The organism is Verrucomicrobiota bacterium JB022 (assembly GCA_030673845.1).
GTDB lineage: Bacteria > Verrucomicrobiota > Verrucomicrobiia > Opitutales > Oceanipulchritudinaceae > WOUP01.
Window position 1 is genome coordinate 15,440 of the sequence record JAUTCQ010000002.1, and the last position, 15,640, is coordinate 31,079.

The 15,640-nt window shown below is 63.4% G+C and carries 15 protein-coding genes; 12 read left to right on the forward strand and 3 right to left on the reverse strand.

Annotated features, from left to right (window positions below; genetic code table 11):
- The first annotated feature begins 40 nt into the window (after positions 1 to 40).
- The 8 genes from Q7P63_01495 to secG all read left to right on the forward strand — a co-directional run bounded on the left by Q7P63_01495 (position 41) and on the right by secG (position 10,601).
- Positions 41 to 1,216: an aminotransferase class I/II-fold pyridoxal phosphate-dependent enzyme gene (locus Q7P63_01495; protein MDP0498747.1), complete on the forward strand. Its 1,176-nt coding sequence runs from the start codon at positions 41 to 43 to the stop codon at positions 1,214 to 1,216.
- A gap of 30 nt (positions 1,217 to 1,246) precedes the next feature.
- Complete coding sequence (der, locus tag Q7P63_01500) at positions 1,247 to 2,665, forward strand: ribosome biogenesis GTPase Der (protein ID MDP0498748.1); 1,419 nt, start codon at positions 1,247 to 1,249, stop codon at positions 2,663 to 2,665.
- 71 nt (positions 2,666 to 2,736) lie between these two features.
- Positions 2,737 to 5,292 (forward strand): DUF3857 domain-containing protein, encoded by a 2,556-nt coding sequence (locus tag Q7P63_01505; protein MDP0498749.1) that lies wholly within the window; start codon positions 2,737 to 2,739, stop codon positions 5,290 to 5,292.
- A gap of 64 nt (positions 5,293 to 5,356) precedes the next feature.
- Positions 5,357 to 6,367 carry a methionyl-tRNA formyltransferase gene (gene fmt, locus Q7P63_01510; GenBank protein ID MDP0498750.1) on the forward strand — a complete coding sequence of 337 codons (1,011 nt, stop codon included), beginning with the start codon at positions 5,357 to 5,359 and terminating at the stop codon, positions 6,365 to 6,367.
- 68 nt (positions 6,368 to 6,435) lie between these two features.
- A complete protein-coding gene (locus Q7P63_01515) occupies positions 6,436 to 7,047 on the forward strand; it encodes a LysM peptidoglycan-binding domain-containing protein (GenBank protein ID MDP0498751.1) in 612 nt (203 codons plus the stop codon).
- A 9-nt stretch (positions 7,048 to 7,056) separates the two neighbouring features.
- Positions 7,057 to 7,983, forward strand: coding sequence for a ParB/RepB/Spo0J family partition protein (locus tag Q7P63_01520; protein ID MDP0498752.1), 927 nt, complete (start codon positions 7,057 to 7,059; stop codon positions 7,981 to 7,983).
- 10 nt (positions 7,984 to 7,993) lie between these two features.
- Complete coding sequence (locus tag Q7P63_01525) at positions 7,994 to 10,072, forward strand: TonB-dependent receptor (GenBank protein MDP0498753.1); 2,079 nt, start codon at positions 7,994 to 7,996, stop codon at positions 10,070 to 10,072.
- A gap of 97 nt (positions 10,073 to 10,169) precedes the next feature.
- Positions 10,170 to 10,601, forward strand: coding sequence for a preprotein translocase subunit SecG (secG, locus tag Q7P63_01530; GenBank protein MDP0498754.1), 432 nt, complete (start codon positions 10,170 to 10,172; stop codon positions 10,599 to 10,601).
- Between the two features lie 43 nt (positions 10,602 to 10,644).
- On the opposite strand, the gene Q7P63_01535 is transcribed toward secG, so the two are convergent.
- From Q7P63_01535 to Q7P63_01545, 3 genes are all read right to left on the reverse strand, one after another.
- Positions 10,645 to 10,878 carry a hypothetical protein gene (locus tag Q7P63_01535; protein ID MDP0498755.1) on the reverse strand — a complete coding sequence of 78 codons (234 nt, stop codon included), beginning with the start codon at positions 10,876 to 10,878 and terminating at the stop codon, positions 10,645 to 10,647.
- A gap of 159 nt (positions 10,879 to 11,037) precedes the next feature.
- Positions 11,038 to 11,568, reverse strand: coding sequence for a DUF5069 domain-containing protein (locus Q7P63_01540; GenBank protein ID MDP0498756.1), 531 nt, complete (start codon positions 11,566 to 11,568; stop codon positions 11,038 to 11,040).
- Positions 11,569 to 11,635: 67 nt separating this feature from the next.
- Positions 11,636 to 12,214: a rhomboid family intramembrane serine protease gene (locus tag Q7P63_01545; protein MDP0498757.1), complete on the reverse strand. Its 579-nt coding sequence runs from the start codon at positions 12,212 to 12,214 to the stop codon at positions 11,636 to 11,638.
- Positions 12,215 to 12,303: 89 nt separating this feature from the next.
- Between Q7P63_01545 and Q7P63_01550 the strand changes: the two genes are divergently transcribed.
- The 4 genes from Q7P63_01550 to Q7P63_01565 all read left to right on the forward strand — a co-directional run bounded on the left by Q7P63_01550 (position 12,304) and on the right by Q7P63_01565 (position 15,560).
- Entirely contained in the window at positions 12,304 to 12,801 is a 498-nt protein-coding gene (locus Q7P63_01550; GenBank protein ID MDP0498758.1) for a cytidine/deoxycytidylate deaminase family protein, read from the forward strand.
- 14 nt (positions 12,802 to 12,815) lie between these two features.
- Positions 12,816 to 13,376, forward strand: a complete 561-nt coding sequence (locus tag Q7P63_01555) for a YqgE/AlgH family protein (protein ID MDP0498759.1) — start codon at positions 12,816 to 12,818, stop codon at positions 13,374 to 13,376.
- 171 nt (positions 13,377 to 13,547) lie between these two features.
- Entirely contained in the window at positions 13,548 to 14,603 is a 1,056-nt protein-coding gene (gene gmd / locus Q7P63_01560) for a GDP-mannose 4,6-dehydratase (protein ID MDP0498760.1), read from the forward strand.
- Positions 14,604 to 14,609: 6 nt separating this feature from the next.
- Positions 14,610 to 15,560, forward strand: a complete 951-nt coding sequence (locus tag Q7P63_01565) for a GDP-L-fucose synthase (GenBank protein MDP0498761.1) — start codon at positions 14,610 to 14,612, stop codon at positions 15,558 to 15,560.
- Positions 15,561 to 15,640: the final 80 nt, after the last annotated feature.

Consider the following 15,640-nt stretch of genomic DNA (forward strand, 5'->3'; position numbering starts at 1 on the left):
GTCTCAACCACCGTCATCACTTTAGATCCTTCAGACAGTAATGAGTGGAATTTCACACCGCTTTGTGGCGGAACACGTGCGCGATCTGCCACGTTCCGGCATCCGTGACTTTTTTGCGCTGGTCCAGCAAATGCCGCAGGCCATCTCCCTCGGCATTGGTGAACCGGACTTCGTAACGCCTTGGAACATCCGCGAAGCCGCGATTTATTCGCTGGAGCGCGGTCGCACCAGCTATACCGACAATCTGGGCCTGCTCGCCCTGCGCCGTACCATCGCCGATTACGTGGCGAAGGTCTACGGCATGCAGTACCATGGCGACAAGGAAGTGCTCGTGGGCATCGGCGTGAGCGAGGTGCTCGACACGGCCCTGCGCGCCACGCTCAATGCGGGCGACAAGGTGCTGTATCACCAGCCCTGCTACGTCAGCTACTCGCCCAGCATCCAGCTTGCGCGCGCCGTGCCGGTGCCGATCCAGTGCAAGGCCGAGCACAATTTTGCCCTGCAGGTGGAAGACCTCGAAGCCGCCTGGCAGCCTGGTACCAAGGCCATCATTCTCAACTTCCCGACCAACCCGACCGGCGGCGTCATGAGCCGCGAGGAGACGGAGAAGATCGCGAAGTTCTGCGTGGAGAAAGACCTGCTCGTCTTCAGCGACGAGATCTACGCCGAGCTGACCTACGAGGGCCAGCACGTGAGCATCGCCACCTTCCCCGGCATGCAGGAGCGCACCATCTTCCTCCACGGCCTCTCCAAGGCCTGGGCGATGACGGGCTTCCGCATCGGCTATGCCTGTGCGCCCCAGCCAATTATCGAGGCCATGATGAAGGTGCACCAGTACAGCATCATGTCGGTCTCGATCTTCACGCAAGAGGCCGCCGTGGAGGCGCTCAAGCGCAGCGACGACTCCGTCAACCACATGCGCGACAGCTACCACCGCCGCCGCGACTTCCTCGTGCGCCGCTTTAACGAGATGGGGCTCACCTGCCACCTCCCGCGCGCCACCTTCTACACCTTCCCCTCGGTCGCCATTACGGGCATGGACGAAAAGACGTTCTGCCAGACGCTACTCAAGGAGGAAGAAGTCGCCGTCGTCCCCGGCACTGCCTTCGGGCCTGCGGGCGCCGGCTTTGTGCGCGCCAGCTTCTCGACCAGCTTCGAAAAGCTGCAGATCGCCGCCGACCGTATCGAGCGCTTCGTCCAGCGCCACACGAAATAGCCGTTCGTTCCTTCCAACAGGAGATTCACGATGTCCCTACCACGTACCGTCGCCCTCGTGGGGCGCCCCAATGTCGGCAAGAGCCGCCTCTTCAACCGACTGGCGCGGAAACGCGTGGCCATCGTGCACGACCAGGCAGGCGTCACTCGCGACGTTAACGCCATCCGCGTCGACAACGATTACATGTTGCTCGATACGGGTGGCATCGGCCTCGTGCCGGAGATGTCGCTCAAGGCCCTCGTCTCGGCCGCAGAAGAGCAAGTGTGGCTGGCCCTGGAAACGGCTGGCCTCATCTGCTTCGTCGTCGACGCCCGCGAAGGCTTCACCTCGATGGACGAGGTGATCGCCGAGCGCCTGCGCCAGGCCAACAAGCCTGTGCTGCTCGTGGTCAACAAGGTCGACGGCGAAGAACATGTCGACCGCGTGGACGACTTCTCGCGCCTCGGCTTTGCGAAAGAGGTGATGGTCTCGGCCGAGCACGGCTACAACGAAGAAGAGCTGCGCGAAGCCATTTTCGGCATCATCGGGCCCGCCCCGGAGAAGGTGATCGACCCGGTGGAAGCCGCCAAGGGCGAACGCGTGAGCATCGCCTTCGTCGGTCGCCCCAACGTCGGCAAATCTTCGCTCTGCAATGCCCTGTTGGAGGCCGAACGTATGGTGGTGAGCGAAGTCCCCGGCACCACGCGCGACTCGGTGGAGCTGGACCTTGATTACCATACCAAGAGCGGCAACTCCTGGCCCTTCCGCCTGATCGACACGGCAGGCTTGCGCCGCAAGGGCCGCCTCGATTCGCCGGTCGAATACTTTTCGACCCTGCGCACGCGCGACGCGATCGAGCGCGCCGACATCGTCTTCCTCGTCATCGACGCGGAGGAGGGGGTGAGCAAGCAGGACAAGCAACTCGCTGGTGAAGTCGTCGACTCCGGCAAGCTCGTGGCCGTCGTGATCAACAAGTGGGATCTGGCGATGGAAAAGTTCAACGAAGCCGAGTCCGAAGCGGAAGGCGTCACCGGCTACAAGGACGAGCGTGAGTTCCGCGAAAAATATGCCGCCGCGGCCCTGAAGGAGCTCTTCTTCCTGCCCGACAGCCCCGTGCTCTTCGTCTCGGCCAAGACCGGCTACGCCAACGAGCGGATCCTGCGCACCGCGCGCGGCCTCTGGGAGAAGTCGGCCCGCCAGCTGCCTACGCCCAAGCTCAACCAGCTGATCGACCGCCTGCAAAAGGCTCGTGAGCCCCGCGTCATTGGCGGTAAGCGCTTCCGCATCTACTACGCCGTGCAGGTCGACAACCGGCCGTTCCTCTTCCGCCTCTTCTGCAACCGCGCGACCAAGCTCGAAGACAGCTACTACCGCTATCTGCGCAACGCCATCATGCGCGAATTCGACCTCGCGGGCTGCCCGATCAAGTTCGACCTGCGCGGCAAGGAAGTGCGCTACGCCAAGCCCTAGTAGGCGCTTTTCTTTACGTTCGCAGGCGTTATTGGGTTGCCGTGAGCGTGCGGGGGGCTATCCACCATAGCATGTCTAAGCTGTCGCTGTGGTGCGCGCTCTTTTGTGCGGGCGTAAGTGCTGTGTGGTCTGCTCCCACCAAGGTGGCGGACGGCGTGTGGACCGAGCCCGAGCTGCCCGCCTGGGTGGTGGCGCCCGCCGCGCCCCAGGCCCCGGACGACCTGAGCGACGACACCACCGGCCTCCACCAGCTCGTGGTCGACTCGCAGGTGCGTGTCGAGGGCCAGGAAGAATACGCCTACCGCGCCTATCTGCTGACCAACGACCGGGGCGTCGAGCAAAACGGAGACGTCCAATTCTCGTTCGACCCCTATTACCAGGAGCTGTTTCTGCATCGCCTGCAGATCCGGCGGGGTGACGAGGTGATCGACCTGTTGCCCACGCAGAAGTTCTTCGTCTCGGTGCAGGAAGGCTCGCGCGAATATCTCACCTACGACAACTCCGTCACCGTGGAGGCGCTGCTCAACCAGGTGCAAGTGGGCGACATCGTGGAATACGCCTACCGCATCGTGGGCGAAAATCCCGTGACGCAAGGCCGCTACGGCGAATGGTGGTCGCAGACTTTCAGCGTGCCGGTCGAATACGCCCGGGTCCGCACCCTCTGGCCGGCTGACCGGGGTGAGCTAAATTGGCGCCTGCATGGGCCCGACGTGGGCATTGAGCTGGAGCAGGACAAGCTGCCCAGCGGCGAAACCGTTTACGGCTGGGAGCAAGGCCGCACCCCGCTCGTCGTCTACGAAGAAGATACGCCTTACGACTACGACCCGCGCACCTACGTGCAGTTCAGCGACTGGCCCGACTGGCCGAGCGTCTCGCGTTGGGCGGAGAATTTGATCGACTGGGAAGCTCCGCTGCCCGACACGCTCCAGCCGCTGCTGGCCGAGTGGCGTAAGCTCCCGAACGAAGAGGCCAAGGTCGCCGCCGCCCTCAGTTGGGTGCAGCGCGAGATCCGTTACGTGGCCATCCCGATGGGGGAACACAACTACCGCCCTTACCCCGTCGAGACCATCGTCGAGCGCCGCTTTGGCGACTGCAAGGACAAGTCGCAACTGCTCACCCGCCTGCTCTGGGAGCTGGGTATTGATGCCGTGCCCGTCTTGGTCGACACCTCCGCCGGTTCGCTCGTCAAAGGCTACCTGCCGGGCCCCGGCGCGTTTGACCATGTGATCACCCATGTGCAAGGCAAGGACCGCGAATACTGGGTCGACCCCACCTCCTACGCGGTCGAAGGGCCGCTGACCAAGGCCTGGTGCCCCGATTACGGCTGGGGCCTGCCGATCCGTGGCAACAGCGAGCTGGTGCGCGTGCCGGGGCAGGGCGGGGAAGCCTGGAAGAGCGTCTCGATTGAGACTTATGTGATGGATGACTACGGCACCGACATCCGCCTGAGCGTCCAGACGATCTTCGACGGGCAGTCCGCGCTCCAGATGGCGAACCGTATGAAGGGGCAGACTCTCAGCGAGCTGGGCGACGACTACCTCAACTACTACGCCGACTCTTTCCCTGAGATTACTGCCGACCGCCTGCCGGAAGTCTCGGAGATCCGCGCCGACGGCACGGTGGAGATCACCGAAGCCTATACCATTCAAAACGCCTGGCAGCCCAGCGAAGACGAAACCGTGATTACGGTGCAGTTTTATCCGTCTTACCTGGCCGACCACCTCTTTCTCTCGAATCAGCGCATCCGCAAATCGCCGATGGAGCTGAGTTATCCGCTCAACGTCGAGCAGCGCATCACGCTCGTGATGCCGGAGGCGGGCGATTTCCCGGCGGAGGAGGAAAAGATCGAGACCAAGTGGTTCGAATACTCTGCCACCGTCAAGCCCGTGGGCAGCGACGTGCGGATCGTCTACGCCTACCGCAACCTCGTCGACCGCGTGGAGGCCGACGACATGGCCGAATACCGCAAGGCCCTCACCCGGGTCCAGAACTCGCTCGGCTATCCCATCCAGTATGCCACCGGTGGTACGAGGGTGGCCGAAGGCGCGGCCTGGCACGAAAAGTTTTATTGGCCTGCGGTTACCGGCTGGTTCGTCGGCGGCGTCATGGGTTTTGGACTCTTTTTGTGGCTTATTTTACGCCGTAAAGTCCCCCCACTGCCCCCAATCGACCCAGAGCAGGATGGGATCACCAGTTGGCTGATCCTTGTCTCCATCGGCGTGATCGTGCGCCCCTTCATCATCGCGGCGACTATGATCACAACTGCTGATGCGCTGTTTTGGGAGAATATCTGGGTCCTTGCCTCGCCAGACAGCCCGCAGCATGTGCCTGCATTCGGTATGCTTCTCGCAGCCGAGGGCTTCATCAACTTCCTCATGATCTGGCTCTCGCTGGCGCTGATCGTGACGTTCTTTTGCCGACGGGCGGTTACACGCTGGCTCTACCCCACGGTGGTGCTGTCCAACCTCGTGGTGTTGCTGGCCGATGCTGCCGTCGTGCAGGCCCTGCTCGGTGAGTATGCCGATGCGAGTGACTCCCTGCCCAGTCCGGCGGGCGCTGTCTTCGGAGTCGTTTTCTCGATCTATATGATCGTCTCAACTCGCGCCAAATCCACCTTCCGGCGTTGACGTAGCCGGGCGGGGCTGGCAGGTGGGTTGTTTCGCCTTGGCTCCCAAACCCGAATTTACCGTTTTGAAGCGCGCACGCATTGTCTTTTTTGGCTCCGACGAGATTTCGCTGCCCCTCCTGCAGCACCTCGTCGAGGCCCAGCAGGAACAGGCCGAACTGGTCGCCGTGTTCACCCAGCCCGACCGGCGGACCGGTCGCGGCATGAAGCTGCAGGCCAATGCGATCAAGCAGTGGGCGGAGGCGCGCGGCATCCCCGTGCTGCAGCCCGAAAAGCCCGGCCCGGAGGAAGCCAACTGGCTGCGCGAGCAACAGATCGACCTCGCCTTGGTCATGGCCTACGGGCACATCCTGAAGCAGGCCCACCTCGACGCCCCCCGCTTGGGCATGCTCAATTTCCACGCCTCGCTGCTGCCTCGGCTGCGTGGCGCCTCGCCCATCCACACCGCGCTGGCCACGGGAGAGGGCGAGACAGGGGTCACTCTCATGCGGGTGATCCGCAAGATGGATGCGGGCCCGGCCCTCGATCAGGAGCGTGTGGCGATCACGGGCGAAGACACCACCGGCACGCTCTGGGACAAGTTGGCCGCCGCGTGCGTGCCGTTGCTGGAGCGCAACCTGCCGACCGTGCTCGCCGGCGAGGCCCGGTTTACGGACCAGGACGAGGCGCAAGCCACCTACTGTCGCATCATTTTCAAGACCGATGCGCACCTCGACTTCACGCGCCCGGCGACGGAACTGGAGCGGCGGGTGCGCGCCTTCCAGCCTTGGCCGGGCACCGCCTTTGAACATGCGGGGCAAGAAGTGAAAGTCGGCGCGGTGCGGCTGCTCGATACCACTTCCAGCGGCACACCGGGCGAGATTTCGCAGACCGACGGCCAGCTTGTGGTGCAGTGTGGGGTGGGGCGCCTTGAGCTGCGCGAGCTGCAGCGCCCTGGCGGCAAGATGCTGCCTGCCGACGCCTTTCTGCGCGGCTTCGACCTGCCCAGCGGCACGGTGCTCGCCAGCCGCGAGATGGACCCGCTCGTCGCTCCACGCCCCTTCAGGTATGTCGACCGCCGTCCGGTGATCGCCTGAGGGCATTCTGGTAGCAGGTTTTCCGCTAGGCCATTGACCACCGGGAGTTGATGCGCCAAGCTGCTGGGATGAAATGGCTTTGGTTCGTCGGGGCGGCGTGGGCTACCGTCTCCGCCTCCAGTGTAGCGTGGGCGCAATCGTCGTCCTACAATGTCAATCAGCAGGTTGCGCGGCTAACGGCCGATGTGCAGCGCCTGCAGCAGCAGCTTGGCTCTCTCAACATTGCGGTGGAGCAGTTGCAGCGCGAAAACGCCACCCTGCGGCAAGAGCTGCAGCAGCGCGACACGGCCACCTCCGAGATGGCCAATGCCTACGTGACCACGGCCCAGCTCAACCGCGCGCTGAGCGAGCTGCGTAGCCAAATGATTGCGGCCAACGAGTCGCAGAAGTCGGTCATCATCCGCGAAGTGACGGCCGAGATCAACTCGCTGGCCAAGCAGACGCAGACCGCGCTCGACGCCATGGCCCGCGCCGGTGCCTCCCGCCCGCAGACGAGCGCGCCGGTTACCTTCAGCGACGATTTCCCGAAGTCCGGCGTCTCCTACACGGTCAAAGGCGGGGACAGCCTCGGCAAGATCGCGCGCGAGAACAAGTCGCGCGTGGACTGGATCCGCAACGCCAACCGCCTCGCTTCGGACATCATTTACCCCGGGCAGGAACTCTTCATTCCGCAGCAATAGTTTTACACCATGTCGACTGCCAAGAAACGCCTGGGCCGCGGCCTCGGTAGCCTGATCAGCGGCGGCATCGCCGTCACCCAACCCTCCACGCCGGCGGCGGCCGAAATCGCCAAGGTCGAGCAGGAGGCCCCGCGTGCGATCCCCACCGGCCTGATGGAGATCGCCATCGAGCAGGTCGAGCCCAACCCGCACCAGCCCCGCAAGGAGTTCGACGAGGAGCTGCTCGAAGAGCTGGCGGAGAGCATCCGCAGCGAAGGCCTGTTGCAGCCCATCGTGGTGCGTCGCGTCGGCAGCATGTTCCAGCTCATCGCGGGCGAACGTCGTTGGCGCGCCTGCAAGCTGGTGGGCATGAAGCGCATCCCCGCGCGTGTGATGGAAGTCAGCGAAGCCTCCAGTGCGGTGCTTTCATTGATCGAAAATCTTCAGCGGGCCGACCTCAACCCGCTCGAAGAAGCCGTCGGCTACGCCAGCCTGATGCGCGACTTCGACCTCACGCAAGAAGCGGTGGCCGAGCGCCTGGGCAAGGGCCGCGCCACGATCGCCAATTCCCTCCGCCTGCTCCAGCTCGACCGCGAGATCCAGGGCTACCTCGCCCGCGGCCTCATCTCGGTCGGCCACGCGAAGGCCCTGCTGGGCGTGGAAGATACCGATGAGCGCATCTGGCTGGCCCGCCATGTGATCGAGCGCAGCCTCAGTGTGCGGCAGACGGAAAACCTGGTGCAGCAACAGCGTCAGCGCCGCACTACGGCCCCGCGCGAAAAGGGCGTTACTGCCGCCGAAGCCGCTGCGGTCGAGAGCTTCCAGAAAGAGATCGCCTCCTACCTCAACACGCAGGTGCAGCTGAAGCACCACGCGCGCAAGGGCCGGATCGTGATCGACTATTACGGCAACGACGACTTGCGCCGCATTCTTGAGCGGATGGGGATTCAGGGCTAAACTGGCCCACATGTCGTGGGCTTACCGCTACTCCTTCCCGCTCTTTGGCCCGCTGGCCGTCTCCCTGGCCGCACAAGCGCCTTTGGCCGACCGGGTCTACGAGCTCGAAGCGGTAGAAGTGACCTCACCCACCGGCCTGGCGCAAAACGTCAACGCCGTGCCGCAGTCGATCGACGCAGTGGGTCCGCAATCGGCGTCTCTGATGTCGCCCACGTGGGTCGGGGAGATGCTCAACACGTTGCCCGGCGTGCTCTTTGTCCAGTTGCGCGGGCCCATCGATGCGCCATCCGTGCGGCTGCCGGTTTCCTATGAAAACACGCAGATGTATTTGCAGGACGGCGTGCCCCTGCAGTCGCCCATCAGCTACAATCACGCGGCGTTTGCCTACTCGGGTGCGTTGACCTCGCTGGGCGGCGTCGAGGTGCTCAAGGGGCCGGGCACCGCCCTGCACGGGTCGGACGCCTTTGGCGCGGTGATCAACGTCAAGAGCCTCGCGCCCACGGGGACGCCTAGCGGCAGCTTCCGGCTCGCGGGCGGCTCCTACGGGCTCTTCGAAGCGCGCACCGAGGTATCGGACGGCCTCGGCGGCGGCCATAGCTACCGGGTGGCGCTCTCCACCGCACAGGAAGACGGCTGGCGCGACATGACGGGCTGGTGGCGTCACCAGGCGATCGTGCGGCATCGTTGGGCCAATGACCGCACTCAGGTAGATACGTTTATCACGGCGACCGATTTCGACAGCGAGATGGCTGGCACGCATACCCCCGAGTCTTATGCCGAGAATCCACGTGGCGATGCCTTCGACCCGGCCGTGCCGCGCGACAAGGCGCACGAAACCGCGAAATACCTGCGCCTGCACAGCGAGGTGACGCACCGCCTCGACAATATCTTCACCCTGCAGGTGACGCCCTACCTGCGCTGGATCGACTCCGACTACATGGTGACGTGGGAGCCCGCAACGCTGCCCGAAGTCTCCGACGACACCGAGACGCTGGGCCTGCTCGCCCGCCTTTATGCCGACTGGTCGCCCCGCAGCCAGACGGTGTTGGGTTTCGATGTCGAGCAGACCGATTTTGCGACCTCGACCCTCCAGACCTTGCCGACGGTCGAGGTGTGGGGCGACGTTTACCCGCAAGGGCTGCACTACGATTATGAGGTCGATTACCGCAACCTCGCGCCTTACCTCCAGCACACCCAGGATCTTGGAAACAACGTAAAGCTCCTGCTCGGGCTGCGCTACGAAAACGCCCGCTACGTCTACGACAACCATCTGGCGTCGGGCCAGCAGGATGCGTTTTATCGCCCGGCCGACCGCACCGACCGCTTCGAGGCGGTCAACCCCAAGGCGGGCCTCAACTGGGAATTCTTGCCCGACCGGCACCTGTATGCGCGCTACGCCCATGGTTTCCGCATTCCCAAGGCAGAATCGCTTTACGCCCTCAACTCGTCGCAGACGGGCTTCTCGCTCGACCCGGAGCAGATCGACAGCTACGAGCTGGGCTTCAAAGGCGCGCTGACCGAGCGGGTCTATTTCGCCACCTCCGTCTACACCATGCGCAGCCGCGACGGGCTGACCGGCGTGACAACCCTGGCGGGCGAGATTACGACCAACGCCGGCAAGCGTCGATACGACGGCGTGGAGGCTCAGATCGCCTGGCGCGCGCGGGACAACCTGACGCTGACGCTCGCCGGCGCGGTGCAGGGGAGCGAGATCCTGCAAGACCAGCCCGACGGCGAAGACCCGCGCGGGGTGAACGGCAAGACCCCCCATTACCAGCCCGCGCGCTCGGGCCATGTGGGCCTGCAATGGTGGCCCGAGGTGCTGGAGCGGCGCCTGATGGTGGGCCTCGGCCTGCAATACCTCGGCCCGTGGTGGATCGACGACCAGAACACCGCCCGCACCGATGACGAATACTTGGTCGACCTTCGCCTGCGTTACGCGTTCGCCTCCGGCTGGGCCGTCACGGGCAAGGTGCTCAACCTGCTCGACCGCGAGTTCCCGATTGCGGCGCACGATTCCGGTTACGGGCCGCGCTTTCGCCCGGTCGACGCCCAGCGTGCGAGCGTGGGGCTGGAGAGGGCATGGTGAAAAGGGCGTTGGAAAGGCGGGCGATCACCGGGGATTTGTCCTTGCCAAGGGGCGGTGACCTTCGCAGGCTACTAGGTTTTCCCGATATACCCAGCCCATGCTGCCGATCCTCATCACTTTCCTGACCCTCGTCCTCATCATGATTTGCGTGATCATGGTGACGGCCATCCTCATGCAACGTGCCAGCTCCGACGCGGGGATGGGCGCGGCCATGGGTGGCGGTGCGGCCGAGTCGGCCTTTGGCGCCGAGGCGGTCAACGTCCTCACCCGCGCCACCAAGTGGTCGGCCATCGCTTTCTTCGTGATCGCCTTTGGCCTTTACCTGCTCCACATGGTCAACGAGCGCCCCGGCGCTGCTGCCACGCAAGATGGCGACGTGCTGGAGTTTGAAGAAGAAACCGCTCCGGCGGCCAACGAGATGGGCGGCGACAACCTGACTCTGCCCGAAGACGCCCAGTTTGCCCCGGTGGAGCCTGTTGAGCCGGCTCCGGCGCCTGCGACCGGCACGACGACCGCGCCGGCCCAGTAAGCGGCCGCTGATTCAGTTTATTTTCGATGGGAGGGCGCTGGTTTCAGCGCTCTTCGTCGTTTAAATCCAGCACAAGCTTCTCCCGCTGGCCATCCTTGTGCACGAGCACCACGCTGCCGCCGTCGACGAGGGTGGTGACGATGGCATCCAACAGATACAGGGAGGTGCGGATGATCCGGTTGATATTGCCAATGCCCGTTAGTTCAATCAGGCGAAGGATCTTTTGGTCGCAGTCGGGGGCCAGACAAATGAGCGAGTCAGACGATACGGAGCGCATGGGGTGTTGGGGTAGGAGGGTTACGTCTCTGTGACGGGGGTGTTACATAAATCGGCCTGATTCGCTGCCTCCTTTAGGCTTATCACGCAAAAAAAGCCCGGCTTTGTAAGGCCGGGCGCTTGAGGTGGGTAAAATGTTATCAGCCTGAGAGCCAGCGGCTTACCACTTGCCTTTGGTGCGGCCTTCGACCCAGTTGACGATGGCGGTATCATCGTTCTCGTTGTCCATCACCACGCGCAGGAATTCGGCCGGGTGGATGTCGTTGGTCTTGAAGAAGCGCCGGTCGCCGCCGCAGCCATACATGATGTCGTGGCTCAGCTCGCCGCGCAGCTTGGCCTTGGCTTTGGGCAGGATGCGGGGCAGCCAGTCGATGCCGCGCACGCTGCTGTCTTTGGGCGGGAGCGTCGCTGGGTCGAGCACCTTGCCGGTCGGCTTGCTCTTCTGGCGCACGAGGAAGTAGTAGCGGCGGATGTCGGCCAGCAGGGCAAAGGTGCTGTAGTCCGGCTCCTGGCCAGAGCACCAGTCTTCGGCAAAGTCGTAGATCTCCTGCGGCGTCGCGCCGATGGAGCGCACGAACTCCAGCTGCTCGCCTTCAAAATAGGTGCTGGAATCGCGGTTGCCCTCTTCATACAGCTTCACGGCGTGTTCCCACACCCCGCGCAGGCGCTTCTGGTAGTCGTAGTTCTTCATAACATCGAGAAAGATACCAGACTATGCGGTCTACCCCCGTCTGGCAATCGTGGAGCGCAAGTTTATCCTACGGCGTGCGCACCCAGCCCACGACTGCGCCGACGAGGCCGCCTAGGATGTGGGCAAAGCGCGCGATCTCATGACCGCCCACCTCGTTGGAGCCCGCGATCGAGGCGGCAATCTCCTGCCCCAGGAAGAGCAGGGCCACCAGCAGAAAGGTAAGGGGGATCGTGCCGCTCTTGGCCCGGCTGAAGCTCGACAGCACGATGAACGCAAAGACCACGCCGCTGGCCCCGAGCAGGGTGCCGGGGAAGATCAGCGCCATCGCCATCCCCGTAACAAAGGCCGTGATCAGCGTCGTGACCAGAAGGGTCTGCCAGCCGTATTTCTCCTCCAGCATCGGCCCCAGCAGGAGGATGAGAAAGATGTTGCTCGCGAGGTGTTCGGCGTTGGCATGCCCCAGCACGTGCGTGAAGAGGCGGATGTAGGTCAGCGCGTGCGACCAGTCGGGATTGTGCTGGATGCTGAAAAAGCCGGCGTTGGCCGCTCCGCCGCTCAACAAGGCGATGACCAGCGCTACGATGCAAAGCAGCGCGTAGGTCAGCGTAAAGGGCGCGTTGTAGTCGAGGCGGAGCGAGCGGGGCATGCGCACAGCATACCCCCAGATCAGGCTCAGGCAAGCACAGCCCGCAGATGTGCGCTTTACACCACCGCCCAGTTCCTTAGCCTAGCCCCATGAGTCTGTCCGTGGAGCCGGAGGAGCAGGGAATGACATCCATCGTGGACGAGGTGGCGGCGCTGGTGGCCCGCCAAGGCACCCGCCCCAGTTGGGACGAATATTTCATGTCCACCGCGCTCCTGCTCTCGACCCGTTCGGCCTGCGAGCGGCTGCACGTGGGCTGTGTGCTCGTGAGCGGCGGAGACCAGAGTAACCGGATCATCGCGGCAGGCTACAACGGCTTCCTGCCCGGCTCGCCCCACCTCAGCCGCGTGCGCGACGGCCATGAACAGGCGACCGTGCACGCCGAGCAAAACGCGATTGCCGACGCTGCACGTCGGGGCGTTTCGCTGGAAGGGGCAACTGCCTACATTACGCACTTTCCTTGTATAAATTGCGCCAAGATGTTAGCTGCTGCAGGGATACGGACGATTAAGTATCACATCGACTACCGCAACGATCCCATCGCCCACGAGCTTTTGACCGAGGCGGGCGTGACGATCAGCCAGTTTTAGCAGCACGCAAATCTATGCGAGATATCAATATCAGCGGCCCCAGCCTGCGGGGAAACCTCCTCGTGGCGCATCCCAGCCTGCTCGATCCCAATTTCCAACGCAGCGTCGTCCTGCTCTCCGCTCATACGGAGGAAGACGGGGCCCTCGGCGTGATTATCAATCGCCCGCTCGACAAGACGCTAGGCGACGTGCGTACCGAAGTCTCCGAGGGCGTGCTTTCGGAGATTCCCCTCTACGAAGGCGGCCCGGTCGCGACCGACCAGATCATCCTCGTGGCCTGGAAGTGGGACATGGTGGAGGCGACCTTCCAACTCTACTTCGGCGTGGCCGATGAGACGCTGCAGGAGATGATGGCCGAAGAGCCCAACCTCATCGTGCGGGCCTTTGTCGGCTACTCCGGCTGGTCCGGAGGCCAGATGGAAGACGAGCTGAAAGAAAAGGCGTGGCTCGTGGCCCCGATCCGCAAGGACTATCTCGACGAGGAAGAAGAGCAGATCTGGCGACACATCCTCAAACACGAAGACCCAAAGCTGGCCTTCTTTGCCGACGCGCCCGACGATCCCTCGCTCAATTAACGCGTCTTAGATTAAGATGATCAGAGGGTTCCGCGATGTCGCGATGCCAAAAATAGCGTAAAATTCACCTCAAGCGCGCTACTTTTCGTTGTCCCTCGCTGCCGAATCCTGCTTTTTACCTTTTGGACCTCTTCTTGTCATTCGAATCTTACCTTTACTTCATCTGTCTCTATGTCCGTTAAAAAAGCGCTGATTACTGGCATCACTGGTCAAGATGGCTCTTACCTGGCTGAGCAGCTTCTGGCCAAGGGCTATGAAGTGCACGGCATGATCCGCCGCGCCAGCAGCTTCAACACTGATCGCATCGATCACTTGTTCGAAGATCCGGAGGTTCACGGGGTGAATTTCTTCCTCCACCACGGCGACCTGACGGACTCCAGTAACCTGAACCGCCTGCTCGATCGCATCGCGCCCGACGAAATTTACAACCTTGGCGCGCAAAGCCACGTGAAGGTATCATTCGACGTGCCGGAGTACACGGCGGATGTCGACGCCATCGGCGTGCTGCGCTTCCTCGACGCCATCAAGGAAGTGGGCCTTAAGGACAAGACCCGCTTTTACCAGGCTTCGACCTCCGAGCTGTACGGCCTCGTGCAGGAAGTCCCGCAGTCGGAGACGACCCCCTTCTACCCGCGCTCGCCCTACGGCGTGGCCAAGCTCTACGGCTACTGGATCGTGGTCAACTACCGCGAAGCCTACGGCATCCACGCCAGCAACGGTATCCTTTTTAACCACGAGAGCCCCCGGCGGGGCGAAACCTTCGTGACGCGCAAGATCACGATGGCCGCTGCCCGCATCGCGCTCGGTCAGCAGAAGGTGCTCAGCCTGGGTAACCTAGATGCCCGTCGCGACTGGGGTTACGCCCCGGAATATACCGAAGGCATGTGGCAAATGCTGCAGGCCGATCAGCCGGAGGACTTTGTGCTCGCTACTGGAGAAACCCATACGGTGCGCGAGTTCTGCCTTCACGCTTTTGCCGAGCTGGGCATCGAGCTCGAGTTCTCGGGCGAAGGCGTCGACGAAGTGGGCCGCAACACCAAGACGGGCGACGTCGTGGTGGCGGTCGATCCCCGCTACTTCCGCCCCGCCGAAGTCGACCTGCTGATCGGCGACCCGACCAAGGCTGCAGAGAAGCTGGGTTGGAAGCCGCAGACCACCTTCAAGGACCTGGTGTCGATCATGGCCAAGGCCGATCACGACCTGCTGGTCCACAACCGGCGCGCCTAAGCCCTCATGAACCCGGAATCCCGCATCTTCGTCGCCGGCCACCGTGGCATGGTGGGCTCCGCCCTCGTGCGCGGCCTGCAAGCTGCCGGCTACGGCCACGTTCTCACCGCGCCCCGCTCGGAGCTGGATTTGACCGACGCGGCCGCCGTGCTCGATTACTACCGCCAGGAAAAGCCGGAGGTGGCCATCATCGCCGCCGCCAAGGTGGGCGGGATCGAGGCCAACCGCAGCTACCCGGCTGAGTTCCTCTTCGAGAACCTAGCCATCGCGCAAAACACCATCCACGGCGCGTGGAAGGCGGGCGTGAAGCGCGTGCTCTTCCTCGGCAGCAGCTGCATCTACCCGCGCAAGGCCAGCCAGCCGATCCGCGAGAGCGAGCTGCTCAAAGGCCCGCTGGAGCAGACCAACGAAGCCTACGCGATTGCCAAGATCGCCGGCCTCAAGCTCTGCCAGTATTACCGCCAGCAGTATGGTGTGCTCTTCCACAGCGCCATGCCGACGAACCTTTACGGCCCGGGCGACAACTACCACCCGGAGCACTCGCACGTGATGCCGGCCCTCATCCGCCGCTTCCATGAGGCCAAGGAGACGAAGGCCCCCACCGTTACCATGTGGGGCACCGGTCGCCCGCGCCGCGAGTTCCTGCACGTCGACGACCTCGCCTCGGCCTGCATCCACCTGCTCCAGCTCGAAAACCCGCCGGACTGGGTCAACGCCGGGGTGGGGGAAGACCTCTCGATTCGCGAGCTGGCCGACATGGTGGTCGAAACCGTGGGCTACGAAGGTGAACTGGTGCACGACTATTCGAAGCCCGACGGCACTCCCCGCAAGCTGCTCGACGTGAGCCTCCTCAAGTCCACTGGCTGGGAGCCCAAGATCAGCCTCCGTGAAGGCCTCAAGCAAACCTACGCCGACTTCCTCTCCCGCAAGGCCGAGGGCTCGCTGCGCGCGGTTTAGGTCCTCTCCGTTTGTATTTTACAAGGTCGCCATGACATCAGTCGGGCGGCCTTTTTTGTAGTCGCAACGCCCGCTGGAGC